The 25,884-nt window shown below is 48.7% G+C and carries 20 protein-coding genes; 2 read left to right on the top strand and 18 right to left on the bottom strand.

The window, feature by feature from the left end:
- Positions 1 to 139: 139 nt before the first annotated feature.
- The 4 genes from K7B07_RS21080 to K7B07_RS21065 all read right to left on the bottom strand — a co-directional run bounded on the left by K7B07_RS21080 (position 140) and on the right by K7B07_RS21065 (position 7,821).
- On the bottom strand, positions 140 to 1,663 hold the full coding sequence (locus K7B07_RS21080) for a glycosyl hydrolase 53 family protein (RefSeq protein ID WP_223712520.1): 1,524 nt from the start codon (positions 1,661 to 1,663) through the stop codon (positions 140 to 142).
- Between the two features lie 98 nt (positions 1,664 to 1,761).
- A complete protein-coding gene (locus K7B07_RS21075; RefSeq protein ID WP_223712519.1) occupies positions 1,762 to 2,718 on the bottom strand; it encodes a DUF5017 domain-containing protein in 957 nt (318 codons plus the stop codon).
- A gap of 12 nt (positions 2,719 to 2,730) precedes the next feature.
- Positions 2,731 to 4,356 (bottom strand): RagB/SusD family nutrient uptake outer membrane protein, encoded by a 1,626-nt coding sequence (locus K7B07_RS21070; RefSeq protein WP_223712518.1) that lies wholly within the window; start codon positions 4,354 to 4,356, stop codon positions 2,731 to 2,733.
- A gap of 9 nt (positions 4,357 to 4,365) precedes the next feature.
- The gene (locus K7B07_RS21065; protein ID WP_223712517.1) at positions 4,366 to 7,821 is read right to left on the bottom strand and encodes a TonB-dependent receptor; all 3,456 of its coding nucleotides are present in this window, start codon (positions 7,819 to 7,821) and stop codon (positions 4,366 to 4,368) included.
- Between the two features lie 172 nt (positions 7,822 to 7,993).
- Here K7B07_RS21065 and K7B07_RS21060 point away from each other — a divergent pair, with 172 nt between their 5' ends.
- Together K7B07_RS21060 and K7B07_RS21055 are read left to right on the top strand one after the other, a co-directional pair.
- Positions 7,994 to 8,497, top strand: coding sequence for a sigma-70 family RNA polymerase sigma factor (locus tag K7B07_RS21060; RefSeq protein ID WP_223712516.1), 504 nt, complete (start codon positions 7,994 to 7,996; stop codon positions 8,495 to 8,497).
- 42 nt (positions 8,498 to 8,539) lie between these two features.
- Positions 8,540 to 9,670, top strand: a complete 1,131-nt coding sequence (locus K7B07_RS21055) for a FecR family protein (RefSeq protein WP_223712515.1) — start codon at positions 8,540 to 8,542, stop codon at positions 9,668 to 9,670.
- A 115-nt stretch (positions 9,671 to 9,785) separates the two neighbouring features.
- On the opposite strand, the gene K7B07_RS21050 is transcribed toward K7B07_RS21055, so the two are convergent.
- The 14 genes from K7B07_RS21050 to K7B07_RS20985 all read right to left on the bottom strand — a co-directional run bounded on the left by K7B07_RS21050 (position 9,786) and on the right by K7B07_RS20985 (position 25,874).
- Complete coding sequence (locus tag K7B07_RS21050) at positions 9,786 to 10,490, bottom strand: leucine-rich repeat domain-containing protein (RefSeq protein ID WP_223712514.1); 705 nt, start codon at positions 10,488 to 10,490, stop codon at positions 9,786 to 9,788.
- 66 nt (positions 10,491 to 10,556) lie between these two features.
- A complete protein-coding gene (locus tag K7B07_RS21045; protein ID WP_223712513.1) occupies positions 10,557 to 10,868 on the bottom strand; it encodes a prealbumin-like fold domain-containing protein in 312 nt (103 codons plus the stop codon).
- Between the two features lie 463 nt (positions 10,869 to 11,331).
- A complete protein-coding gene (locus K7B07_RS21040; protein WP_223712512.1) occupies positions 11,332 to 12,462 on the bottom strand; it encodes a glycoside hydrolase family 130 protein in 1,131 nt (376 codons plus the stop codon).
- An 84-nt stretch (positions 12,463 to 12,546) separates the two neighbouring features.
- A complete protein-coding gene (locus tag K7B07_RS21035) occupies positions 12,547 to 15,252 on the bottom strand; it encodes a glycoside hydrolase family 2 protein (RefSeq protein WP_276225283.1) in 2,706 nt (901 codons plus the stop codon).
- Between the two features lie 18 nt (positions 15,253 to 15,270).
- Positions 15,271 to 16,035, bottom strand: coding sequence for an SGNH/GDSL hydrolase family protein (locus tag K7B07_RS21030; RefSeq protein ID WP_223712510.1), 765 nt, complete (start codon positions 16,033 to 16,035; stop codon positions 15,271 to 15,273).
- Positions 16,036 to 16,207: 172 nt separating this feature from the next.
- Positions 16,208 to 17,314: a glycoside hydrolase family 88/105 protein gene (locus K7B07_RS21025; protein WP_223712509.1), complete on the bottom strand. Its 1,107-nt coding sequence runs from the start codon at positions 17,312 to 17,314 to the stop codon at positions 16,208 to 16,210.
- Positions 17,315 to 17,760: 446 nt separating this feature from the next.
- Entirely contained in the window at positions 17,761 to 18,990 is a 1,230-nt protein-coding gene (locus tag K7B07_RS21020; protein WP_223712508.1) for a spinster family MFS transporter, read from the bottom strand.
- Positions 18,991 to 19,035: 45 nt separating this feature from the next.
- Positions 19,036 to 20,334 carry an aspartate aminotransferase family protein gene (locus tag K7B07_RS21015; protein ID WP_223712507.1) on the bottom strand — a complete coding sequence of 433 codons (1,299 nt, stop codon included), beginning with the start codon at positions 20,332 to 20,334 and terminating at the stop codon, positions 19,036 to 19,038.
- A 50-nt stretch (positions 20,335 to 20,384) separates the two neighbouring features.
- Positions 20,385 to 21,437, bottom strand: a complete 1,053-nt coding sequence (locus tag K7B07_RS21010) for a hypothetical protein (protein WP_223712506.1) — start codon at positions 21,435 to 21,437, stop codon at positions 20,385 to 20,387.
- A 33-nt stretch (positions 21,438 to 21,470) separates the two neighbouring features.
- On the bottom strand, positions 21,471 to 22,262 hold the full coding sequence (locus K7B07_RS21005; protein WP_223712505.1) for an SDR family oxidoreductase: 792 nt from the start codon (positions 22,260 to 22,262) through the stop codon (positions 21,471 to 21,473).
- A gap of 2 nt (positions 22,263 to 22,264) precedes the next feature.
- Positions 22,265 to 23,206, bottom strand: a complete 942-nt coding sequence (locus tag K7B07_RS21000) for an aldo/keto reductase (RefSeq protein ID WP_223712504.1) — start codon at positions 23,204 to 23,206, stop codon at positions 22,265 to 22,267.
- Complete coding sequence (locus K7B07_RS20995) at positions 23,203 to 24,036, bottom strand: SMP-30/gluconolactonase/LRE family protein (protein WP_223712503.1); 834 nt, start codon at positions 24,034 to 24,036, stop codon at positions 23,203 to 23,205. The genes K7B07_RS21000 and K7B07_RS20995 overlap by 4 nt, the downstream gene beginning before the upstream one ends.
- Positions 24,029 to 25,498: a M81 family metallopeptidase gene (locus tag K7B07_RS20990; protein WP_223712502.1), complete on the bottom strand. Its 1,470-nt coding sequence runs from the start codon at positions 25,496 to 25,498 to the stop codon at positions 24,029 to 24,031. Before K7B07_RS20990 ends, K7B07_RS20995 begins: the two co-directional genes overlap by 8 nt.
- A 1-nt stretch (position 25,499) precedes the next feature.
- Positions 25,500 to 25,874 carry a RidA family protein gene (locus K7B07_RS20985; RefSeq protein ID WP_223712501.1) on the bottom strand — a complete coding sequence of 125 codons (375 nt, stop codon included), beginning with the start codon at positions 25,872 to 25,874 and terminating at the stop codon, positions 25,500 to 25,502.
- Positions 25,875 to 25,884 lie beyond the last annotated feature (10 nt).

Here is a 25,884-nt window from a genome sequence, read left to right as displayed (position 1 = left end):
ACACCGCACTTTCATATACGGTGAAATCAGCACGGCTGCAAGATCCTTTTATATCGCCGCACAGAATAAGAGGAGTCGCTCTCAGAAGAGCCCCATAAGCCAGCATGTTGCCTGTGCGGATCGTTGCCTGCAAATGTTCTTATTGCCGGAAGAACTGTACCTGATCCATACTGCAGTAAGTATTGTTGCCATTGGTGCGCAATCCGATAGTGCATTGTCCGTTGCTGACCGCAATATCAGGAATAATGATCTTTTTCCAGGCAGATTCCAGGTTCAGTTGCTGTGTTTTCTCAGTACCTCCAAACCCCTTTGCATAAAGATAACTTCCTGTCATGGAAGTACTTCCTCTCACCCAGGCCGTAAATGTATAGGTACCGTTTGTTAGTCCGGTAATGGGTTGCTCGGTAAATACATTATAAGCGCTGTTCTTGTAATGTGTCAGCCGGTAATTGCCCGTGATACCGGATGATTCCGTATAATTGGCATCGGGATTGCTACCACCTGTCGTCCAGCCGTACGGAGCAGTGGCCGGCAGCGTATCCACCTCAAAACCCGGGTTCTTTGCCAGGGAAAAGCCATCCATCCCGACCGTAGGTCTTTTTGCAGCGGCATCAAAAATGCTTTTATTCACCGGCGGATGATCGTAGGCTTCCGGCTCCCAGTAAAAGACACCTAATCCGCAGCTTTCGGGCAATGCATCTACCTGCTGAATCAGGGTTTCTATCATCCTGCGGGCGCCCTCCGGTTTGTATTGGTAATAGCCGCATTCCGCTACCATGATATCTTTATGATAGGTTGCAGCCAGGGATTGCATAGTGGCATTGGAGTTGGCAAGCACGGTTTCAAAATTATCAAGACCCGGGTATACCGATAATCCCACAACATCAAAAACAGCTCCGTTCGCAAGCAGCCCGTTGAGCACGGAATCGCAGTTAGCATAATCGTAGCCTCTCGAAAAATGAACGATCACCTTTATCGTGGTATCAACTGCTTTAACCGCTTCATATCCCGCTTTGAACAGCCGGGCAAAGCCGGCCATATTACCGGAGGGAATCTTTCCGGCAGGCCAGAGCATGCCATAGTCCACTTCGTTGCCCACCTGCACATAGGCCGGAGTGACACCGTTTGCCTTTAATGTATTCAGGCAGGAAGTTGTATGTGCAGCAACAGCATCCTCCAGCTCACTGAGGGTATAGCTGCTCCAGGCCGCAGGGATATACTGCTGTTTGGGGTCTGCCCAGCTGTCGCTGTAATGAAAATCGATCATCAGTTTCATACCTGCATTTTTTGCCCGCACGGCCTTCAGCACTACATCATTGATGCCATTGTAATAATAGGGTCCGGCGGGATTTACCCAAACCCGCAACCGGATGGCATTTATTCCCCGTTCTTTCAGGAGCACAAACAAATCCTGGGAATCGGTCGCATTATAAAACATGCGCCCCTTGCGTTCCATCTCCGTCAGGAAGCCGACATCAGCACCTCTCAAAAAAGAGGAACGGTTATTGGTGGGCATTGCGATGGCCGTATTACCGACAGAGCTACCTTTTGAGATTCCGGCTGTATGCTGCAGCCGGTTGCTTTTATTACACGCCAAAAATAGTATCGGGAATAGGAACAGCAGCCCTGACTGCATCCGGGGTATGGTCTGAAGTATATTCATGACTTTATTGTTTTTAAGACTTCATCAAAAGATCATCCGTCACACCGGGCATGGGCCCGTCGTCTGTTTCTAAAAAGACGATCGTTCCCGCACATCATTTATTGCACTGTTATCCGTACGGGCCGGGTCACCAATTGTATCTGCTTTATATCTGCAAGACCTCCTTCAAAAACAGCATCGAACTGTCCCGTGGATTGATACTGATATCCGAACACCGAGCCGGATATATTCTCTGAAGCGTTCTTTAATGGCACACCCACATCCGGTGTCACTTTTGTTAAGTTCAAAGGGCCGATAAATACCCAGGCTTCCGCCGGGTCTGTTGCAAATGCCGCCGAGTTGGCTCCTGTTATCACCAGTTGGGTATTACTGATATTCCACCGGTAGTTGTTCAACGGCGTATAAGCTGCAAAGCCCGGACTGAACGTAGTTACACCATAGTTGGTAAAGGCCGTGGTGGCTGTATTCATATTGGCGATGATATAGCTGGTATTGTCCTCCAGCTCATTTGTAACTGTAAAAGCACTGATCGTCCATTTATTCTGAACCGAACCGGCTGCTGCCCGGTACTTAAACGCAAGGAACACCGGTTTGGCTGTATAATCCGACAGATCAATATCGCCCGAAGCGACCGGAGCACTGCCTCCCCCGGAAAGGGTGGCCCGGGAAGTGATATCCGTCCAGCTGGCTGCTGCCAGATTGGCCGTTGTAGCAGCAGTGTCGCCTTTTATTACTCCCCGAAAGTCTGAAGAGATCAGCAGTTGCAATGATTGTGGCTGGCTGCCATTCTCCCTTTTTGTACTGAAACGCAATAACGGTGTGCCCTCCGCACTGGTGCGTCCCTTGAAGGCATACCGGTGCCCTATCTCTCCTGAATAAAATACGAGTACATCCGGATTTTTATTAAAAACAAAGCGTGCGGTGTCATTAAGGGAAAGGACATTATTTTCCACCGTTACCGTAAAGTCCGTGTCCCCCGAACTCAATGTTTTTTTACAGGCCCACAAAAACAGCAGGCATACTAATGCGATCGGCAAACAAAACCTGTTCTTCATAACCATATTTTTTTACCAGCCGGGGTTTTGGCGGATGGCCTTGTTAATATTAATTTCCAGTGCGGGTATCGGCAACAGCAGGTATTTGGGAGAGGAAATGGCCGTAGTGTACCCCAATACCCAACGGGCCTTATTTGTGGCGGAGGCGTTGGAGGATTGTATTTCCGCCGCGGTAGCGGTAAGTACATCATAAAACACGCCCCAGCGGATCAAGTCCGGCTTCCGCAATCCTTCAAAGCAAAGCTCACGGGACCGTTCCTCCATGATAAACCGGCGAAAGTCTTGCTGCGAAAGGCCTCCGGGGGCATCGGCGGCGGCATCGGCTGCATGCACCGGAACCCCGTATCCCCTTCTCCTTACCTGGTTCAGCGCCTCATAACCTTCCGCAGTAGGGCCGCTGTTCACTTCATTGTCCGCCTCGGCCAGCATCAGTAATACATCTGCGTAGCGGACGATGGGAAAGTTCTGCCCCGTTCTGTATTGCTGCCGGATAAAGGATGTCGGCTCAAAATAACGGCGCCATTTTCCGCATTCGCGGTTGATGATATTAGCCGTGGTATAGGGTACCCGCGTAAGGGTGGAACCCGATGCCTGAAAGGTAAACGGCGCAATGGCCCAGTCCCTTCTCAGATCCCCGTTGCCATACAGGTTGTATAAGCTGATGGTGGTCCGCACACCTCCGGAGCCGTAGCCGGTATCAATATTGGTACAGGAGATCTGGTAAGTACCCAGGCGGCCGCCTTCAGCAAAAGCCGTATTCGCCTGGTTCATATTAAAATCAGCTTCCCACATACATTCCCCGATATCATAGATATCCTGGGCCTGGTTGATAAAGATCTGGCTGTATGCAGAGTTGGTGAGCCGTTCATCAAAATCCTCCAGCAGACGATGCTGCCCTGATACCACAACTTTCCTTGCCCATTCCAGTGCTTCCGCATACCTGGTTTTATCGTTCAGCGGATTGCCGGCCATGTACAAACAAACACGGGCCAGGGTGGCCTGTGCGGCGGTCTTCGACACATGACTGGAATTGCCAATGGTGGCGGCATCTTCCAGTTTTGCCTCCGCTTCGCGCATATCCTGGAGAACCTGCTCGTAGACCTGCTTTGCGGGAGTTGCCGGAAGGTCCACCGTGCTTACATTGGTAGTGGAATGCGTTTTTAATAAGACAGTACCGAAATTGGAGACCAGCAGGAAATGATAATACGCCCGCAGGAACAGGGCTTCCCCCAGGATGGCCTGCCGTTTGCTCTCATCCATCACCGGTTTCCCTATATTTTCGATCAGCAGGTTGGCACGTTCAATGCCTTTATAACAATCCTGCCACAAGCCGCTTATGTAGGGATTGGTATAATCAAACTGATAGAACATCGGTGCCGAAAAAGAATTGGAACTGTTGGGATAGAAAGACTCATCGGTACAGTTACCCAGCTGGAACCACAACGAACTGGCGTAAAGATATTCGGAACCCAGGGGGTCGTAAACGCCGGCCAGCGCAAATCTCAGGTCACTCTCACTATTATAGTAGTTCTGCGGCTCCACAAAGTCTGTAGGGGTCTTATCCAGGATCTTGCTGCAGGATGATAAAAACACACCTGCCAAACCAAGGAACAGTACCGGTAAAATTTTGTTGTTCATTTTTTTCGATTATAATGTTAGATCCAGTCCCAGAGTAATGGTCCTGGGGCGGGGATAAGCTGAATAATCCACACCCGGTGTAAGCACCGAATTAAAAATGCTCACCTCCGGATCCACGCCCGAATAGGAAGTCCAGGTAATCAGGTTCTGCGCGGCGCAATAAACCGTAAGTGATTTTATTCCAGCCCGGCTCAGAACCCGCACAGGAAGGGAGTAGCCCAGGCGCACCGTTTTCAGACGCAGATAAGATCCGTCTTCGATCACCCGCGAGTTGGTTCCTGTTGGCGTGGATGGCCCTGACCCGCCGAAGCCGCCGCGTGGGTTCAGCGAGCCGGTGTTCTCCGGGGACCAGCGGTCGGCATAACCGGCGAACTGGTTCAGGTTAGAACGGCCCAGTATATTTCCTTCAAATATGTACCGGTTGGCATTGATGATATCATTGCCATACGACCATTGAAAGAACAGGTTCAGATCAAAATTTTTATACGACAGCGTATTATTAAACCCGCCGGTATGTACAGGAAGCCCCCGGCCGATGACCGCATAGTCTTTGGCATCAACGACCAGGTCGCCGTTAATATCCTTAAACTTTATATCACCCGGCTGGATCGCCGTCCTGGTGTTTCCGTTGGTTGGCACATTATCCTTCAACACGTAATTCCCGGTAGTGGAGACGTCAAAATCACTGTACTGGTAAAGCCCGTCCCAGATGTACCCGTACATCATCCCCAGCTGGCCACCCACTCTTGAAATAAAGGCCGGGATGGCACTGAAATAACTATCGAAAGGTGCAGCCGAAAGAATGGATTCCTGGTTCTCAGTAAGACGAAGTATCTTACTCTGGTTGAACGAAATATTAAATGCAGACTCCCACTTAAAATCCTTCGTTTTTATATTAACGGTAGACAGGGTCAGCTCCAGTCCCTGGTTCTGTACGCTTCCTATATTACGGTTGGCAAAGCCATATCCCAGGGATAAGGGTACATTTGCATAGATAAGCAGGTCCCTGGTTTTTTTCCGGTACACCTCTGCTGTAAGCGAGATCCGGTTATTGAAAAATCCCAGGTCGACACCGAGATCGGTCTGTGCCGTGGTCTCCCATTTCAGTGAAGGATTGCCTACACTTTTCGGAATAGCCCCTGTAACCGTCTGGTTCCCGAAGGTATATCCTTGCGGATTGAAGGCCAGATCCATTACCGAGAGGTAATCAAATTCTCCTATACGGTTATTCCCCGTAAGTCCGTAGCTGGCGCGCAGCTTGCCTTCCGACAGGACCCGGCTGTCTTTCAGAAAGTCTTCATCCCTGAACCGCCATGCTATGGCACCGGAAGGAAAATAGCCCCAGCGGTGCTCCTTTGAAAATTTTGAGGAGCCGTCTGCTCTGTAAGAAAGCGTCAGCAGATAGCGGTCCCTGAATTTATAATCCGCACGGCCCAGGAACGATACCAGGCCCCACGCAGCCGAAAGCGCCCGTACAAATTGGGGCGTACCCTGGTCCAGTCCGCTCACGCCCAGCTGCGGATTTGGCAGATTGGTGGCGGCACTTCCGTGACTGGAAGACCGCCGCTCCGACTCGGTCATACCCGCCAGTATGGTCAACGCATGCTGCCGGTTAAAGTTCCGGGCATAGGTCAGGGTATTCTCATTGATCCAGGTGGTGTTTTGAGTATAATACACGCCACCGTTAACACCGTTCACCGACCCCAGCAGGCTGCGGGGATTGCCGTAAACCGTAAAGCTGTCGTTAAACTGATTGTTTCGTGTAAAAGTAGTATTGATACCTCCTGTTACTTTCAGTTTCAGCGAAGGCAGGATATTATAGGTAAGATACGCATTAAAAATACCATTCTGGCCCAGGTTCTCCCGAAGCATGTGTTGCTGGTTCAGCACCGGGTTGATGCGCAGGTCTATTGTAGGATCAATGAACTGGTCGAACAGTTCGCCGGTAAGATCGGTGGACCCGTCCAGTGAAAAATTCCGGTATCCGTAAACACTGAATAAGGTATAAGCCGTTGAACTGCTGCTCGACGGTCCGGATGGCGACATCCCGTTCTGATTGGTATAGGCATAATTAACATAAACGCCGCCGCTCAGCTTCCTGCTGAACTTCTGATCCACGGAAACCGATCCCTGGTAGCGCTTATAGCCCGAATTGATCATTACCCCCTGTTGCCCGAGAATGTTCCCGGAGATCGCATACTTTGTGGTGGTGTTGCCGCCTCTTACAGAAACCGAAGTATTGTGCATGCCTGCCGTCCGGAACAGTTCATCCTGCCAGTCGATTTCGGGTATCGTCCTGTAATCTTCCAGTTGTCTTCCGTTGGCCAGGTAGATACCGGCGGCATCTGAGGGGTTGCGTTCCAATTGATATTTTACAAACTCATAAGGGTCCATCAGCTGCATGCGGTTCACATCCTTTTGTATACCGTAGCTGGTACTCACCGATACAACCGGCGGGCCTGCAACACCTCTTTTTGTGGTGATGATGATCACCCCATTAGCGCCCCTTGATCCGTAGATGGCCGTGGCGGAAGCATCCTTTAACACCTCCAGGGAAACAATATCCTGAGGATTGATAACATTATTGTTCGGACCTTCGATCGGAAAGCCATCGATCACATAAAGCGGCGAGTTGTCCTGTGTAATGGAGTTGGCCCCCCTGATAGTGATATTGACCGCGGAGCCCGGCTGCCCGTCCACAGATGTTACATTCACACCCGCTACCCGCCCGGCAAGTGCTTCGTCAAATGACCGTACCGGTGCCTTGTTCATATCTTCGACAGAAGCCTTCCCCACAGAACCCGTCAGGTCTTTTTTTTCAACGGTCCCGTATCCGATCACCACAATATCCTTCATATCCGATACCTGCGGACGAAGCATGATATCCATCATCGTGCGGCCGCCGATACCCGTTTCACTCGTATTATACCCCACAAATGATACAACGAGCGTCCCCTTTCCATTGGTAATATCTTCCAGCTCAAAAGATCCCTGCTCATTGCTAGTTGTAACCCGGGCTGTGCCTTTCAGCTGTATGGTGGCGCCTCCCAGTGATGTCCCGGTGCTGTCTGTTACCCGGCCTTTAATGATGCGGCCCCGGCTGCTGTCCGGCACCGTCTGTGATCCTGAGGCAGCCGGGGTGGCTGGTCTTTTTTTCAGGGTGATCAGCTTCCCGCGGATCGTCCAGGTATAACCTGTGCCCAGCAGTTCTTTTAATACAGCGTCAACTGTAGCTTCTTTTATATTGACCGTTACGCGGGATTGATCATTTATCTGCTGATTGCTGTAAAAAAAATCAAATCCCGTTTTCGCGGTAATGCTATTGAGCACTGTCTTCAAAGAGGTATTCTTAAAATTTACTGATATGCGCCGGTCCGCATCCTGACCCGATGCCGTTCTTACAAAACAAATAACAGCAATAACAAACAGGAACCCCGGCAGTCTCAATCGTAAACAGGCGATCATTGGCAAACGTTTTATTCAGTTGTGCTTTAGACAATCATTTATAAAAAACGGGTGACAACACCCGCAGATTTTTTTTTAAAATATTTTTTACTTGTTGTGCTCCGTCATCACTATTTTTTGTAACATTGGTCCGGTTGCTGCGCCCTGCATACCCGTTCAAAAATAATACGCTGTGAACAGGAAAGAAATATTCAATGAAATATTCGCCCTTCATTACCGCACAATGGTAATGGAAGCATATTACCTGCTGAAAAATGAACAGGATGCAAAGGACGTAGTGCAGGAAGTATTTGTGGATCTGTGGGACCGGTACGATCTTTCACAGATCCAGTCGATAAGGTCTTACCTCAGCAAGGCCGTGCACAACCGCTGCCTCAACGTTATAAAGGCAGGTAAATCGCACCAGGAAAAATTTTTCGAATACGTATTCCACGCAAAAACAACAGGTCAGCCCGATTTACAGGAAAAGGAATACCTGGCCCTGGAGGAAGACCGCCTGCGTTCCTTAAAAAAGGTCATTGCCACGCTGCCGCCTAAAACGGCGACGATCTTTGACCTGTATTATATCCAGAGAAAAAGCCGGAAACAGGTAGCCTCAGAATTGGGGATAAGCATCAATACAGTAAAAACAGCATTAATAAGGGCATTAAAACAATTGAGAAAAAAAATACGCTGAAACTGTCAGCCGTTTCGGAAAAATATTGTCTAAATAAAAGCAATGGAATATAACATCAACGAAATAAAAAGCCTGATGATAGCGCGGCTGAACAACAGCATCGATCCGGATGATGATCTATTCCTGCAGCAACTGATCGAGCAGCAAAAGGATATCGGTAAATTATGGGATGAGCTCCGGCAGTTCTTTCAAAAAGAAGAAAGCCAGCAATTTCTCCGCAACATCAATACGGAAGCGGAATGGGAACAGCTTCAGCAGCGGATCAGGACCAGGAAAAAATCTGCCCTGGTGCGGTGGCTGCCTTATACCGCCGCCGCTGCTATTCTGCTTTTTATTTTTGTAAAATTTGTGTTTGTCAGCACCCCGCATCCGGACAGATCCGGACAGACAGCCGGCACACGGGCATCAAAAAAGATCCTGATGGAGTTCGACAATGGCGAAACCGTGAATCTTTCCGATCAGAAGAACGGCAGGGTTACTGCCAGCGGAACAGCACTGGATATCCGGGAGAACGGGCTGCAGATCAGTGGTGGGGCTTCGCAGCAATGGAGTAAAATAACCGTCCCCCCGGGACTCGACTACCAGGTAAGATTACCGGATAATACAACGGTATGGCTGAACGCAGCCAGTTCCCTGCGTTTTCCGGTAAAGTTCGAAGCCGGCCTGCGGGAAATAGAAATTGAAGGAGAAGCATATCTCGAAGTAGCCAAAGATGCCGCAAGACCGTTCGTAGTGCATACCGGCGGCGCCACGATACAGGTGCTGGGCACCGAATTCAATGTTAACAGCTATCACCCCGGCAGCCTGCGGGTAGCGCTGGTAACGGGAAAGGTCAGTTTACGTTCACCAAAAGAGACCCTGGAGCTGAAGCCCGGGTTTGAAGCCACGCTTTCCAACGGCTCCGGGTTCCGGATTGCAGCATTCGATGAGCGCCAGGTACTTTCCTGGATGAAAGGCCGGTATATTTTTTCCAACCTTCCCGTTTCAGAAATTGCGGACATCCTGCAACGCTGTTATGATATCCCGGTTGCTTTTGATAACAACACGGTAAAAGACAAACGGTTTACCGGACTTATCGATAAAAAAAAGCCCATCACCGTTTTTCTTGACAACCTTGCTTCCACCGGGGACCTGGGCTATTATTTCCAGGGCAGCACACTGCATTTTAAATGATCTTTCTGTAATGGTGTTTATAAAAAAGCCGCCGCACAGGCGCCTAATTCCGTGAAACAGATGAAGAATACGGATGTGCCGGAGCCGGATTATTCCGAACCACTGATATAGATTGTTACCAGATCAGGTCCGCGAGGGCTTCCGTACCGCTCAGATTCAGGATTGTAATGCTACAATACAGGCAGGAGAAGGATTCCAGCTTCTTTAAACCGCGGATGTCGACGGCCGTAAGCAGGTTATTGTCGGCTGAAAACTCCCGCAATGCCGGAAACCGGGTAAGATCCAGGCTACCGTTGAGCCTGTTTTTGCGGAGCAGCAGTGACTCAAGCTTTGGACAGTCACCGATCTTAAGATCTGAAATATTATTCTCTGCAAGGTTTATCACCTTTAGTTCCGGGTAATTTCGGATTTCCATCCGGGTTAGCTGGTTGTAACTGAGACTAAGTTCCGTAAGCTTCCGAAATGCTGTTATATCGATACCGGTCAGCTTATTGCCGATCAGCGACAGGTGTTCGAGATTGTGGCATCCCTGAATATTAAGTGTTTCTATGTCACTTCCTACAAGATACAGGCGTTTGAGGCTGGTCATTCCCTGCAGATCCACCTGCCGTATCTTGTTTTTATAGGTACCAAATTCTTCAAGATTCGTAAAATTCTTAATGCCCTCCATCGATGAAAAATCTGTTTCCTCCAGGTACAATCTGGTCACCTTCAATGCCTCTTCTTGCTGTATCTGGCCATCATTGTTGAGATCAACTTTCTTTTTAATAAGCGCCTGTTTGAAATCCGGATCCGGAAAGTCCAGGTTCTGCGCATTCATATGGAACGGGGTCAGCAAAAACAACAGACAGCCGGATAATATCTTGTATAATATAGTAGGATATTTTTAAAGCTTAACGTTTACGACCTGCCCCGCAGCGGTAATTTCAACAAAGGTCTTCGCCAGGTCATTGGTTTCATAAAACAACTTAAATTCCTCGTATATGGGCCGGGAATATGATGTAACGGCCTGTCCATATACATTATAACCAACAGAGGTCGAGGTTCCTACCTGGTTCCACATTTCCTTCATCCTGCCCTGGCGCACCATTGCCTGCAGGTAATACTTCCCGGGCTTCAGGTTTCGAAATTCAAAGCTGCCCTCCTTATCCGAAGCCTTTGAAAGCACCCGGCAGGAATAAGCTTCAGCCGTCATCATCGTCATCGTTTTTCCTTTCCTGTTCTTTTATCGCAGATCATACCATTCATTGAAATAAGGGGTGCAGGGAAAAAGGGTCACTACAATACCCAGATAGGTATTGTCCGGATTCTTTTTCTTCTTTGTTACCACGCCCTGTAATGTCGACGTTCCGTTATTGATCAGTCATGTGCCTGCCCTGCATTGAATGCAGCAGCCGGAAAAACGGGAGCGGGTCCTTCCTGAGCTTTTATAACAGTTCCCCGCAAAAGGATACAGGAAATCAGCAGCAACAGTGTTTTGCTTACCATAACGCTAAAGTTTCATGCAAAATTAAAACCTTCCATAGCCGGAGGTTCTGATGGGAAACCGGTATTTTTAGCCAACGAAGATTTTGGAATCCGGGAGGCTGCGGTATCGCCGGCTCCTGTATCCGAAAATAAATTTTCGCATTCCGGCAAAAAAATGCGTTATCGGGCAGGCGCTATCGGGATGCACTATCCGGGGTATAAACGGCAACACCCACCCTGCTGTCTGCACAGCCATAGTACAAAAACCATTTGTTCTTAAAATAGACAAGGCCTTCGATAAAAACGGTACCGGCCGGGTACTGGCCGCTTTTCTCGAAAGGTGCTTCAGGAATAAAGAACGGCTGATCCAGACGGCCGATCACCTTTGATGGATGGTTCAGGTCGAACAATACCTGTCCGGCCGCATAGGTGTTGGCCGTGTAATTGGTGTCCCGGTCATTGTTCCCTTTATTTTTACCGTTGTACAAAACTAAAATACCTTTTTCAGTAATAATTGCAGGTGGCCCGCATTCGGTCATGTCGCTGTCAAAATAACCTTTCCTGGGCTTTACCACCAGCTCCAGTCCTCCATTTTCACCCAGGGCAGGCTCCCAGTTGATCAGATCAGCAGATGTGGCAATATTTATAAACCGCTCGCCCCAGTACATCATATATTTACCATTCACCTTTGCGATTACCTGCCGGCCGTTTTCTATCCGGGTAACGATGGATGCTGATTTACTGAACAGGTCTTTAAACCGTCCATTGTGCGCTTTCAGGAACGCCGGGCCGTGCTTTGTCCAGGTGATCAGATCTTTGGAAGTGGCTACCGCAAGGCGCGCTACTTTCCTGTTCCATTGGGTATACAGCATTACATACAGGCCCTCTTTGGTAACCGCGATACGCGGATCTTCACAACCGCCCGGCCACTCATATTCCTTTTGTCCGTCTTCCGCGGGATAGAAAACCGGTACCGGTTCTTTCTTCATGCTGATACCATCACTGCTTTCTGCAATACCCAGGCGGGAGGTCCGCTTACCGATCCCTTTACCCGACCGGTCTTCTGCGCGATACAGCACATATATCTTATTATTTTTTACAGCAGCCGCCGGATTAAACACATCGCCTGCCTCCCAGGCCAGGTTTTGTTTGCTCATCGGATCAAAGAAAATGCTTTGCGTATCCGGTATTATAACAGGATTGATACCGGCCGGTCTCGCAAACGGACCCAGGGCCCAATCGGGAAGCGGAGGCTGCCCCGCCGAACCAATAGCAAAAGGGATACAAACGATCAGCAACAAAAAGCGTAAAATAATAGTTTGCATGCCCATGCTTTAAGAATTAAAAATTTCCGGGAACGGTATCGTTTAAAGATGAAACGGTCTTTACAGTCAGAATGCAAGTCCGTATCAGTGTCTCACGACCACCTCATTGGTGTTTAAAGCAGCTACCGAGAGTTGTTTCACCCTGTCCCATATTTTTTTCTGAACTTCAATCGTTATGATACGTGTTTCTTCAGGCAACAGGGAGAAGAAGTTATCTGAATAGTACACCGATGGCAATACCGCCCTTTTTCCATCCGTCAACCGGATCTGGGTGAAGAAGGAGATCTTATCGGAAGTGTTCTTTACACGCAGGTCTATGACTATGTTGTCATTGATCGCTCTTTTCTTTGCGCGGGCCGATAAAGATGCCCGGGGCAATTTGTTAATATCGGCAAATCCCGATACAGCCGGACCCGTCATTGTCCAAGCGCCTTTGTATTCATCTTTGGACCGCCAGTAAAAGGATGCTGCGATCTCCCTGCCGGAAGGAGACCTGAGTCGCAGCTTTATAAAATGCACCTGCGTGAGCGTGTCATCAAAATGCAGCTTCAGCGCATCCTTTACCAGGCCGTCTGCAGGAATATCCACTTTTTCAGAAAGGGAATAAACAAGTGCCGAATTTAAATCATAAACCGCCGCCTCCAGGGTACAACCGGGAAAGCTTTTCCTGTAATCATTATAAACAGAAACCGTATTCTTATAGTAATCAAATTGCGGATGCAGCGGAGCAAGGCCATTTTGAGCATAATAAAGGGCAGCAGTAGGACGAAGATACCAATCGTACATACGGCTCGCAGTCTGAGGCAACGGGCTGTTGTGATACCAAAACAGAAAACCGGAAGCAAACCGGTCGCCCCAGGAGAACTTATTGTAATTCCATACCTCGCAAATAGCCCTGTAATTCATAGCACCCACCAATTGGGCCTTCCGGGCATATTCATCAATAGAAGCGGATTTCCCAAACTGGTTTACCGCTTCGCGGTATTTTGTGTTCATATTATGGAATCCATTCCCGTCGAGATAATTCCATACCGAATCATTAACAGGCCACAGGTCTTTTTCGGGCATCATTTCCCGCAGGGATTCCGCCAGCGGCAGGCAGGGCGTTCCGTACTCGGGGTTGAAACCGTCTACCCGGCTACCTCTTGGAGATGCGGTATTTTCAAAATATTGCATCGGGTTCTCATACTTGTAAGGACTGCCGTCATGAATACCGCAACATTCTGATTGCTCCTGATAGCCGATCGTCGAATCCAGCTGGTGTATGATCGCTTTTGTTCCCGGCAGCTCTTTCGACTCATTAGAGGCTACGTAGTACGCTACCGAAGGATGGGAACGGATCCGGTTTATCGTAGCCTTCAGGTTTTTAAAATAAAGAGCGGTGTCCTGGGGGAAACGCGTGTCGCCTGTGATCCAGAACTCATTCCACACCAGCAATCCCAATTCATCACAAACATTATAGAATGCATCCGACTCTGCAATCCCCCCGGCCCAGAGCCGCACCAGGTTGAATCCTGCCTGTTTGGTGTAACGGAGCTCTGTCCGGGTCCGTTCTGCCGAACTGCGCAACATTGCTTCCGGCACCCAGTTTGTTCCTCTTATAAAAACGGGGTATCCGTTCACAATGAACCTTCGGGAGCTGTCCGGTGTATGTTGATCTGTCTGGATCTGCCGCACACCAAAACGGGTTGACAACCCGTGCGATATCGCTTTACCCTGTCTGAATTGCAATTGGATCGAATACAAATGCGGATCACCTTTATAAAGCGGCCACCATAATTTCGGATGTTTCATCCTGAGCTGAGGATAGTTTTCCGGCCGGAAAACAACCTGTCTGTTTTCCCCCGGCAGCAACTCAATATCGGTTTCAAACCTGATCGCGGTACCCGCTATAGCGCCGGTCAGCACGCCCTTCTGTTTCAGACCGGTCGTGTTCTTTACTTCCACGGATACCGTTTGCAGGGAATAACTGGTGTCCGGCAGCGGCAGCCGGGTCTGAACAAAAGGGTGCTGTAATTTTACATTTCCTGTAGCATATATTTCCACGTCCCTCCAGATACCGGTATTCCTGTCGCGGATCCCATCCGGAGCGGTAAAATCCCATCCTACAGCCATCAGCATGGTTACATTTTTTCCGATCGCACCATCCCCGCCGTTGTTATTCTCTCCCACGGCACCGGTCCGCGTTTTTCCATTCCGGTAAACGGCGCCTGGCACATCCACCGGCAATACATCTACTGCCAGTACATTCTTTCCTTTGCGGTTGACTATTTGTGTGATATCAAAGTCTCCTGCTTCAAACATACCGGCCATGGTTCCCAGCTTTTGTCCATTCATCCAGACATTGGCCCGGTAGTTAATGCCGTGTAGTTTCAGCCATATTTTTTTTTGACTGTATGCCTCCGGCAGCTCAAATTCCTTTCGGAACCAGTAGCGATAAAACCCGTTGCCCACATCCTGCAGATCGGGAATAAGATGGCGCGAACGCTTGTTGTTATCGCCAAAATAAGGATCAGGGTACACTTTATTATTCACAAGGCTGTTCAACACCGTTCCCGGAACGGTAGCCGGCAACCAGTTCTTCGCCTGAAAAGTAACAGAAGAAACAATCGCACCCGAAGGAACCGTATTTGTCTTTTGCATGTACCAGCCCGCTGCATTTTCATCATTCCTTAAGAAAAAAGACTGCGCGGCCGACGGCACCATTTCGAACTGAACATCCTGACCAGCACTGTACAGACAGTTCAATGCGGCAACGGCCGTTAATAATAAATAATTCACTTTAAACATCAGACAGATTGCATTCACTCAGACCGTGGTCAATAATTTATTCAGAAACCCGGGATAGCTGTTACGGTCATTCGAACCGTCCCCTCTTGTGATGCTGTCGCCAAAACAGACGATCTGCTCTCTGGGAAGATCATTGCAGACAATACAATCAAATACCGAAAGTGCTATAAACCGGTAGCCATTGGGCGTGGGATGGACCCCGTCGGTTTTGCCGGCATTCACTTCATTCTGGATCAAAGAGGCGGCGCTTGTTCCCACATTACCGATCGCCGTAAAGCGCTGCTCCATATCAAGAAGTACCGCTTTATGGTCGCCGGCCGTCTTTTTAATAATCGCATTCACTTGTTTTCTTCTGCCGGCGACGCCTTCCGGCTCATAAAACGATGCAGGATGCCGGGTGAGCAAATATGGTTCATACGCAGGTAAAATGGTCATTATTAGCAGCTGGCTTCCGGCGGATACGATACGACCGGCAATGACAGAAAGATTCCTTTCATATTCAGCGGCGGGTACATATTTAACGCTGTTCATATCATTCGTACCCGCCATTAAAATCGTAAGCTTCGGCCGGTGCGCCAGACAATCCTTCTCGATACGGTTGAGCAGATCGATCGTATTGTTTCCGCCGATACCGCTGTTAATGGCAGGTAAGGTTTCCGGTTTAGCAGTCCAATGTTCGCTTTCGTCCTGTTTTAATGCATTTGCATGCAAATAAGATCCGGCCATGATCCCTGTAACACAGGTAAGCCCCTTTCCTAAAAAACGCCTTCTGGAATTGACCATCTTAAAAACTATTTTAATGAATGAACGGGAGCCGATAATCCGGTACCGGCGGCCATTGCATCAGCTGAAGCCATTCTTAAAAGCGCCATTCATCCCCTTGAAATCCGAACGTTGATACCCGGATCGCACCAAAATATTGCACCATCTGACAGGCCCGCATGCCATGCACCATTTACTGCCCCAAAAAAGCGGCGGCACACCAAAGATAAGGAGCCTGTCCATGAAAATCACCCGCCATACGCGGCCGGTCATGATAATACTGCTTATCATTTTTCTTACCGGTACCTATGCACACTTCCGTTACGTTGTTGCGTTCATCAATATAAGGGATCATCGCCATCCATGCTTTTCGTGCAGCAGGGGCATACACATCGGCTGCCAGCCAGCCCTGCTGCACCCCGATTATAAACGCATAAGTGAACATCGCCGATCCGGACGTCTCCGGCCAGAAATCAGGTGCATCAATCAGCTGGTTCCACATGCCGTCGGATCGCTGATGTTTCTTCAGGCTTTCCATCATGGACAGATATCCTTCCAGGATACGCGGACGGTCTTTGTGGTCTTTAGGCAGGTCGCGCAGCAGGTCTGCCATGCCAACCGCCATCCAGCCGTCTCCCCGCGCCCAATAGTAAGGAACATCGGGAGCGTGATAGAAAAGACCGTTCGGACGTTGCAGCTCGTTTAAATAAAGCACCATTTCCTTTGCCGCCCGATCGATATATTTGGCATCACCGGTCACTTTATACGCCTGGCTCTGCACCACGGTGATCATATACATATCATCAATCCACATCCGTGTCTGCCAGGAATAGCCTTTGTCTGCCCAGGCTTTTTCTTCGCTGTTAGCGCCCGCAGGCAGCTCCCATTGTGTATCCGCATAAGCCAATCCCATATCGCGGTAGCGTTCATCCTTTGTTATCTGATACAATTGCAATGCAAGACTTCCGAACATATTGTAATCGACATGATTCATGGGAGGAAGCAATGCTTTTTCCTTTGTGAAAAAAGGTTCGAACCTGCGCTGCAAAAGCTGGATAAGCCGCTGGTCTTTTGTCGCCAGCGCATATTTAAGCGCACTATTCCAGGTACATACTTCCGCGTAGTGGATGTACCGCGCAGCATAGAGATCATGCCGGTCATCCACGAAATGATAGGCCAGGCGCTTGCCAGCCTCCCTCGGTGTAAATCCTTTAGGAAAATTTGTCAGAAGATTTTTTTGCGCGAACAACAACTGAAAAGAAAAAATGGTCAGCAACAATAAGAATACCTTTTTACACATACTACCTTTTTTTGTTTGACTATTTAAATATTAATTACCGGGTCATTACATCACTTAATGTGCATCCGCACCAGGATCATGTCTTACAATCTGAATAAAAACGATCGCAGACAAGCGCATCGGTTTGTACTACTACGGCATTCCTGTTACCAGGTTAAATAGCACAATCGTTCAAATTCTCTAAAATGCAAATTAAAAGAAGATCTCTTTTACCTTCTATTCAATCTTTTGTCGAATCATTCCATCTATTTACATTATTTCAGAGGATTCCCGTATAAATGTACCTTTAAATAAGCAGCCAGTATCCTGCCGCAGGACCTGGTTATAACGCCTGCGGCATTACCTCGATTCAGGGAAAAAGAGAGGAAATGTATGGATTCTTCTCCGGGGTGTCTCATAAGTACTTTATTGCAGGGAACAAAGTTAAAACAGGTATTCAGTAGCCCTCATAACGGATCGGATTTCGTTCTGATACCGATAACCGCCAGTGCCGCCAATATAATCAACACGGCCGCACTCCGGTAAATAATATCTAATGGGATCTGCGCGTCCCGCAACGCTCCTCCGAAATACAGTCCCAGGCCACCTACCAGCGTGCCGCAAAAATTCAGGATGCCGTACCCGGTAGCCCGATAACGGGCATCAACAATGATGCTTAAGATGGGCATTGTATTGGTATCGGTAAAGGATTTTGTAAACGCATAAATAACAAAACACCCCACCGCAACAGCCAGTACTGTTGTATAGCTCGCCAGAAATATTGCGGGCGCCGCAACAAAGAGTCCGATCGCCGGCACCCATATCCTGGCCCGCTTATTACGCCGGCTCCATTGATCCGCCAGTATACCACCTGTCAATACCCCAAATATCGCAGCGGTAAAAACGTAAGCGGTAGCATACAGACCGGCTTCCGTTTGAGACAGATGAAATTTTTCCTGAAAATAGGTGGGCAGCCACCCTACGACCAGCCATGCCATCACACTTACCAATGCGAAAAAAACGACTAAAAGCACATAGGATCGCTGCCGGAAAAGTGTTTTAAGGGTTTGCAGAAAGTTGTTCCGGGGTGCATCCCTGACCACCTCAGATTTTAATTCCCTCGGGGCATCCCTCAAAATAAAGAGCAGTAAAACGGTATACGCAACTCCGAAAATACCAAATGCAAAAAAGGCAGTATTCCAGCGATGATTTTCTGCGATCCAGCCGCCTAAAAAGCCCAGGCTCTGACCCGTCATAATCCCGGCCATGTGGATGCCCGTTGCCAGGGAACGGGTATTGCCCTTATGATAGTCCATTATCAGTGCCAGGGCTGCCGGGATATAACAGGCCTCGCTTAACCCCATTAATGCCCGTGTCAGCAGCAACTCATGAAATGAAGTAGCATAGGAAGTCATCCAGGTAACAAAAGACCAGATAAATAAACTTACAAGGATGACCTTACTCCGGCTAAACCGGTCTGCCAGGAACCCGGCAATGGGACTAAACAATCCATACACCCAAAGAAAGACGGCCGTCAGCAATCCAAACTCTGCATCCGTCATTGGTATTGCCGCCACGATGGAAGTACGCATCGTCGTGATCATCGTGCGGTCGATATAATTCAGCATCGCGATGATAAACAAAAGCCCAACAACCATCCAGGCTTTTCCCATATTATTCCGTATCTGTGTTGCCATTCTCTTATGAATCTGTTTATCCGGAGTGTTTCACATTCCCTGCAATTACAGGCCTGTCAATACTTCCGTTGCTGTCCCGATCGCTTGATCAATATCTTTTTCCGTATGCACCGCACTGATATACCAGAGCCCTCTTCCGATAATCCGGATATTGCGGTCATGCATCGCCGCTATAAAGCGGGATAATTTGGGCCGGTCCGTCTTTAGCGTATCCCGGTAATCCCGCATCCGTCCATCCCCGCCAAAAGCCGTTACAAACATAGGGCCCGGGCCGGCAACCACAAGGTTCTGTCCGGATTTCTCTGCAGCCTCCCTCAGGCCGGTCATCAGACGTTTCCCCAACGCAAACATTTTCGGATACGGGTCATCCCGCTCCAGGACCCGCAAGGTTGCCAGTGAAGCGGCTATCATAGGGCAGCTCGAGTTCATGGTACCGGCATGGATCACCATTGATTTTTCTATTTGTTCCATCCATTCGTATTTGCCTACAATAGCGCTTATGGGATAACCGCTGCCCATGGCCTTTGCAAAGACCGACAAGTCCGGAACCACATTATAATGCGACTGTGCTCCACCCAGCCCCAGCCGGAAGCCGGTGATCACTTCATCAAAAATCAATGCGATCCCATATTGATCACACAGGGCCCGCAGCCCTTCCAGAAAGCCGTTTATGGGTTCGATACAACCGTTATTACACATAACCGGTTCTGTTATAACAGCAGCGATCTCGTGGTGATGACGCCTGAGCTGCTCCGAAAGCAACTCCAGATCATTCCACGGACAAATAATAAATTCGTCCCTTGTATTCGGTGCCATCCCCTTTGACCACGGAAAAGCCACCGGCTCGTTCAAACTTCCCAAAGCATCCGGATCAGGTGCGGATATTCCCCAGGCCACATTATCCAGCCAGCCATGATAGTGCCCTTCAAATCGCAAAAATTTGTTTTTACCCGTCCTGGCCCTGGCTACCCGGAATGCAGTTTGTACCGCTTCGGATCCATCGAGGCAAAAACGGATCAGCCCGGCAGAAGGGATCAGCTCCGTTATTTTTTCCGCAAGTTCAATTTCCTGCAGGTGCTGGCCAGCATAAAGCTGCCCCTGAGCGGAATGGCGATTAACGGCTTCAAGGACTTCGGGGTGCGAATGTCCCAGGATCATAGGCCCCTGACTTAACGTAAAATCCAAATACTCATTATTATCTACATCTATAATGCGGCTGCCTTTGGCGGATGCATAGAACAATGCATGCGGATGATTGTATTTCCTGAATTCCGAAGAAACGCCGCCCGCGAGAACCTTTCCGGCGCGTTCCAATAGTTGTTTCGAATGCTGATATCGGGTCATTTTCTGGTTTTTACTGAACTATTAAAAAAAGCGAACAGGTTTATCATTCCTTACCTGAAATTTACCGTGAGCACCGTATTGGTACGTTTTCCCGGTTTGATTTCCCCGTTAATGATCCAAAATGATTTTTCATATTCAATAACGGGGGCCGTCAACCGCATTTCTGCTTTGGGAAGACGGCCGATCGTTTTCCATTTATCCTGTTTCGTATCATACAATAATATCTCTGAGATAAAGCCCGGATGTGTCAGCGGATCTTTGTGCTGAGCAGTAACATTATCCAGTCCGCCCGGGAAAATCACAAACCGGTTTTTAACCACCGGAGCCGGACCCGGTCCTGCAGCAAGCCCCCGGGGAAGTTTTTCAATTTTACTCCAATCACCTCCTGTCAGTTCGCCATTTTTAAAGACCGGTAAAAAACGGTAGCCGTCTTCCAGTACCTTTCGCTGAACCCCGCCCGCTGCGTCTATCAGTTGTATTCCGCTGAAAAGAAAAAAATCATTGCCAACACCGGCAGCCACTGCATTCATGCGTTCGGGTCCCGGCCAGGACGGCAATTGGATCCATTTATTCCGTTTCAGGTCCAGGGCCAAAAAAACAGCAACGGGACGTCCCTCCGGTGTAAGGGTTCCTCCTGCTACAAACAAAAAGTCTCCCGCAATGGCGCCGGCCATGTTTGCCAATGCAACCGGCATGGAGGCCATTGAGTCGAGATGGGCTGATCCATTTAAAACAGTGACCCTATACACTTCGCTGTAATGGGTTCCGGCATCGCTTCCCCCGATAAAAATCGCTTTTTGTTTGTAGGATACGGATACCCCATATGCCAGTTTCCGGGGAAGATGTACCGGGCTTTTTTCCCAGTGACCTGTCTTTTTGCTAAAGAGAAACAGCGCATCATACCAAACCTTGCGTCCTCCCTCCCAGGGCATTCCGTCCGGAAAATTTGCACCTCCTGCGGCCACTACAACATTGTTACTGACTCCTGCAAACATACCGGCAAATCCTTCTTTGTCCGGGACCGGGGGCCCCGGCCTGTATTCCGGTTTTACTTTTACCTGGGCCGGTACACTGCCTGTGCCCACTAACAGTACGGATAACATAAATATAAATCGTATTCTATTTTTCATATACCATCACCAGCTTGTCCAGCCGCCATCCACCAAAAGATTATGCCCGGTAATATAAGCGGCGGCATCGGAGGCCAGGAATACAACCGGTCCTTTGATATCCTCGTCATTGGCAAACCGCCCGAGCGGCGTCAGATTTTTATAATTCTTTACAAATGCTGTTTCTCCATAAGTTTCGCTAACACCCGGGCCATAACCGCCCGGACTGAGACAATTGCAACGGATATTAAATTTTCCGTAATAATTGGCGATCCATTTTGTGAAGCCCACCATGGCCCATTTATCGTACGTGTAATTAACCGGACTGCTCATTCCCGTTTCACCGTATACCGGGAAATTAGGTCCCACAGCCCCCTGTATCGATCCGATATTTATAATATTTCCGGAACGACGCTCACACATATGTGAAAGCACCGCTTTTGTTAACAACATAAGTCCGGTTGAATTTACGGCCTGGGCGTCTTCCCATTCAGCTTTTTGTACATCCTCCAGGTTCCTGAACCCCTCTCTTGAAACCGCGTTATTTACCAATACATCGATCTTTTTATAAACAGAGAGCAGCGTATCCACACACTCCTTTATGGAGCTTTCTTCTTTAAGATCCAGCGGTACGGCTCCTGCTTTCAGTCCCAGCTCTTTCAGCTGCTCCGCATAACGGATACATGCGTCAACATTTCTGGAGGCTATGATCACCTGTGCCCCGGCTTCCGCCAAAGCCCTTGACATTGGTTTTCCAAAAAGGCCGGTGCCGCCGGTAATGAGCACAACCTTACCTTCAAGACTAAACAACTGTTTCATTTTTATAATTTCCAGGTCCGGGGAATGAGTATATGTTCCGGAACATTCTTAAAAAAAATTTTCGCCTCATCCAAAATTTCATCAGGGATCCGCGGTGCATTCAGGAGCGCAATATTTTCCAGGAGTTGCTGCTTATTATCGGCACCCGCAACAATGCTCGTAACCGTTCTAAAATCCCGTACATAAGAAAAGCAAAACTGAGCCACACTCAATCCGCACCGCTTCGCATAAATGGCCAGCTGATCCAGGTAAAAAGCGGCCGGCCGCAGGTTTCCTGTGAGCGTTGCCGGGTGTTTAAGCAGCAATCCTTTTAAAAAGACACTCCGGGCAAATACCAATTTCCGTTCTTTTTCCAGCCGGCACCAAAACGGATCGTCTCCGGGCAGCCGCTGATCGAAAATATTAATGGGAATCTGCAGTACCTGTACTTCCGGAAGGAAGGCCAGCCACTGCAACTCGGGCAAATTATCAACAGAGATGCCGCCAAATCCGATCAGGTTCTCCTGCTTCAATGAAGCTAACAGCTGCGGGATCATTTCAGCCACAAGATCCCGGTCATAATCCGATACCATATGAAATAAGCAAAACGGCAACATGGGGAGGTTTAACTGAGCGCGCGATTCCAAAACACTGTTGCGTGCCTGTTCTTTGGCCAGGGAAAGATCGCCCAATGCTTCTTTTGTTATTTTGAACTTTGTTACAACCGCAGCCTGGCGTGGAAAAACTTCCGATAGCAGATCACCCAGCAGTGTTTCTGCCGTTCCGTATTCCCGGGCCGTATCAAAACAGGTGATCCCGTTTTCCAGTGCGGTATGGAGCAAGCTCAAGGCTATTCCTTCATCGGGCTGTTCCTGTCCGTTGAAAACACCATAGTTGAGCCCGAGTGAAACCGTACCAAGTGTCAGGCCGGGGATTTCATAATTACCGATTCGCTTAGGGATCATCTCCTGTGCATTTTTACAATTTTTATAATTCCGGGGCCCGGCTCCCCTGTTCCTCCGGTAACCAGCAAAAAATCATCATTCATAAAAACATTGGAGGTAAGGGTGATACCCGTATCATATTTACCGATACACTGGCCGCGGTCATTTAAAATCCATAAACAGGACATCCCGTAATGCGCGACCCAAAGATTGTGGAAGCAATCCAGCGCCAATCCATCCGGCAGGTTACCGTTCTTTTTCCCCGACGGGTTTGCCGGGAGGTCACAAAAGATCCCGGGACTATTCCAGGGCTTCCGCAGGTCGGTTACCAGGATGCGGTTCCGGTAGCTTTCCGCTATGTATAACCGGTGGGTGAAGGGATTGAGCGCTAAACCATTGGGATAGTCCAGGTTCCGGGCAATGATCCTCTTTGCTCCGAAACGATCGACATATCCCACAATCCCGCAATGCCGGACCGAGTCCGTAAAAAAGAACCCGCCATTATTGTCACTTACCAGGTCATTGGGGCAACAGATCTTATGATCGGAAATAAACCCGTTCATGACAACCTTATCCGGCCTCCCCTTTTTATCAAATCGCTTGATGCTTCCTTCCACACTGTCACAAACCAGATGTATCCCTTTCTCATTGATCATTTGCCCGTTCGGACAGGTTGTTTCAGCCCACACTGAAGTGTTGCCATTTTTGTCAATTCTCAGGAGCTGACCTCCTTTTAAATTTGTAACAAATAAATTACCTTCCTTATCTATTACCGGTCCTTCGGTATAAAAAGGCTGTGGAAGCACAAGCGTTCTTCCTTTAAACTCCTGGAAAATCTGATTTTTATACATCTCTGATCGCTTCAAATGGATATAGCGGTACACTCCTGTTTTTAAAACTAAACGTTGTGATGTCTGCGCAGGTTTCCCCAGGTGTATCCACCTGCAGGATCGTTGCACAGCTATCCTTAAAGGCTGCTATCGGGGCATTCACCCCTTTTGCGATAATCCAGTTCTGTTCTTCAAGTACAATACCCAAACTGGTTAACTGCCTGCTGCTAAAAGGGGGCACTTTAAGAGATGAAACAATAATTGTATTTTGATTCGCTGTTTTCAGGACCACCACCTTCCCCATGTTGAATGCCGACTGTCCTCCATGCCTTGGATCGGGTTCCGTAAAAAAGCCGTCCCCGCGGCTGATCAGCGTTACGGAATAAGGCGCTTCCCTGTTTAATGTATCTATATGCCCAAAAGAGAGCTCGAAACGGTCGCCCGTTTCAAACCGGGCAATAGCTTCCACTGTTGCAGCATGTGTAATGCAGATACAAGCCCGGGTTTGTCCCGCCGCTTCCAGCAGATCCATGAGGTACATACTTGTACCGGCAGCGCCCCCGCCAACATTATCCCCCATATCCAGCAGCAGTACCGGTTTCTTCAATGCACCGGCATCCGGCAAAACAGCCTGAAGCCGGAGCTTTTCACCCCGGAATTGCTGCAGGCGGCTAAAGAAACAGGATCTCAATTGTGTGATCAGTTGTTCCCAGTTACTATCTCCCTCCGTTATCAGTATTAATGACGTTCCCATCTCAGGAACATCCGCATAAGGGAAGCCCAGGATGATGCTTACATGCAATGCACCATGATCTGCGGCAGTTCGCTGCACTTCGCGGTAAAGGGAAAGGCAGGGCTCACAATTCGTATTTTGCTGTTCGATGCTTATTGAAAGCGGGAGCTGAATAAGACGTTGCCGGAATACGGTATTTTCAAAAAGCAGACGCTTCAGCAATTGAGCCGCCTTAATCCCTGTTGCCCGCTGATCCAGATGCGGGTTGGTGGCATAGGCAAAGAGTGCATTTGTTTTTTCGATCATTAAGAGGCTGACGTTGGCATGCGGATCCAGTGTTCCTACAATGGGCACTTCCGTACCCACCAACGCCCGCACGTAGGAAAGCCAGTCGCCATCCATATCCGGATAATCCTCGCAAACCCCTGCTCCGTGCGGCGCTACCAATACCCCGTCTACGGGCAGTACCTGTTGCAGCAATGCACCAAGTTCTGCTTTCAGACGCAGATAGGTTTCCGTTGTAACGGTTCCTCCCGGTGCGGCTTCCGCATACATAACCGGGATCAGCTCAATATGCGCATCATTCAATGCCTCAATAAACCCACCGATTTCGTGATGCGCATTCTTATAATGCGCAACAATATCCGCACCTTTTAATAAATGACCATTTACAAAATCGGCATAGACCGTGGGCCGTTTATTAAACGTATTGGATTCGTGATAAATACCTATTAAAGCGATCTTCTTCATTTTATTTATAGCGGGCTATCGCGTCTACTTCAAATTTTAACAAGGTTCCTAAACACCCGATCAATGTGGTTCTTGCGGGGAAAGGCGTTGTAAAATATTCCCGGTAAATCTTATTGAATTCGGTCAGATCCTTTTGGTCCGCTACATAGTTGCGCACCTGAATAACATCTTCCAGGGAAAGACCTGCCCCTTCAACAATACGTTTCAGATTATCAAAGGAACGCCGGCATTCGTCGCCGAAACTCCCGTTGATAATATTGCCCTCCAGATCCACGGAGGCCTGGCCCGAAATGAATAAAAAATCACCACTCCGGATGGCAGGCGAAAACGGCAAGTGACTTTGAGGAATCAGCTCCCCTGCTACAACTTCTTTCATTACTTAAAAA

The sequence above is a fragment of the Niabella beijingensis genome (assembly GCF_020034665.1).
GTDB lineage: Bacteria > Bacteroidota > Bacteroidia > Chitinophagales > Chitinophagaceae > Niabella > Niabella beijingensis.
Note: the sequence above shows the minus strand (reverse complement) of the source record. Positions and strands in the feature narration are given on the sequence as shown.

Bases quoted from the DNA above. Each gene is read 5' to 3' on its own strand.
- K7B07_RS20990 (WP_223712502.1), bottom strand. From the start codon at position 25,498: ATGAAGAAGATCGCTTTAATAGGTATTTATCACGAATCCAATACGTTT.
- K7B07_RS21010 (WP_223712506.1), bottom strand. From the start codon at position 21,437: ATGTTATCCGTACTGTTAGTGGGCACAGGCAGTGTACCGGCCCAGGTA.
- K7B07_RS21055 (WP_223712515.1), top strand. From the start codon at position 8,540: ATGGAATATAACATCAACGAAATAAAAAGCCTGATGATAGCGCGGCTG.
- K7B07_RS21025 (WP_223712509.1), bottom strand. From the start codon at position 17,314: ATGTGTAAAAAGGTATTCTTATTGTTGCTGACCATTTTTTCTTTTCAG.
- K7B07_RS21015 (WP_223712507.1), bottom strand. From the start codon at position 20,334: ATGACCCGATATCAGCATTCGAAACAACTATTGGAACGCGCCGGAAAG.
- K7B07_RS21020 (WP_223712508.1), bottom strand. From the start codon at position 18,990: ATGGCAACACAGATACGGAATAATATGGGAAAAGCCTGGATGGTTGTT.
- K7B07_RS21040 (WP_223712512.1), bottom strand. From the start codon at position 12,462: ATGCAAACTATTATTTTACGCTTTTTGTTGCTGATCGTTTGTATCCCT.
- K7B07_RS21080 (WP_223712520.1), bottom strand. From the start codon at position 1,663: ATGAATATACTTCAGACCATACCCCGGATGCAGTCAGGGCTGCTGTTC.
- K7B07_RS21045 (WP_223712513.1), bottom strand. From the start codon at position 10,868: ATGATGACGGCTGAAGCTTATTCCTGCCGGGTGCTTTCAAAGGCTTCG.
- K7B07_RS21075 (WP_223712519.1), bottom strand. From the start codon at position 2,718: ATGAAGAACAGGTTTTGTTTGCCGATCGCATTAGTATGCCTGCTGTTT.
- K7B07_RS21030 (WP_223712510.1), bottom strand. From the start codon at position 16,035: ATGGTCAATTCCAGAAGGCGTTTTTTAGGAAAGGGGCTTACCTGTGTT.
- K7B07_RS20995 (WP_223712503.1), bottom strand. From the start codon at position 24,036: ATGTATAAAAATCAGATTTTCCAGGAGTTTAAAGGAAGAACGCTTGTG.
- K7B07_RS21065 (WP_223712517.1), bottom strand. From the start codon at position 7,821: ATGATCGCCTGTTTACGATTGAGACTGCCGGGGTTCCTGTTTGTTATT.
- K7B07_RS21005 (WP_223712505.1), bottom strand. From the start codon at position 22,262: ATGAAACAGTTGTTTAGTCTTGAAGGTAAGGTTGTGCTCATTACCGGC.
- K7B07_RS20985 (WP_223712501.1), bottom strand. From the start codon at position 25,874: ATGAAAGAAGTTGTAGCAGGGGAGCTGATTCCTCAAAGTCACTTGCCG.
- K7B07_RS21000 (WP_223712504.1), bottom strand. From the start codon at position 23,206: ATGATCCCTAAGCGAATCGGTAATTATGAAATCCCCGGCCTGACACTT.
- K7B07_RS21035 (WP_276225283.1), bottom strand. From the start codon at position 15,252: ATGTTTAAAGTGAATTATTTATTATTAACGGCCGTTGCCGCATTGAAC.
- K7B07_RS21070 (WP_223712518.1), bottom strand. From the start codon at position 4,356: ATGAACAACAAAATTTTACCGGTACTGTTCCTTGGTTTGGCAGGTGTG.
- K7B07_RS21050 (WP_223712514.1), bottom strand. From the start codon at position 10,490: ATGAATGCGCAGAACCTGGACTTTCCGGATCCGGATTTCAAACAGGCG.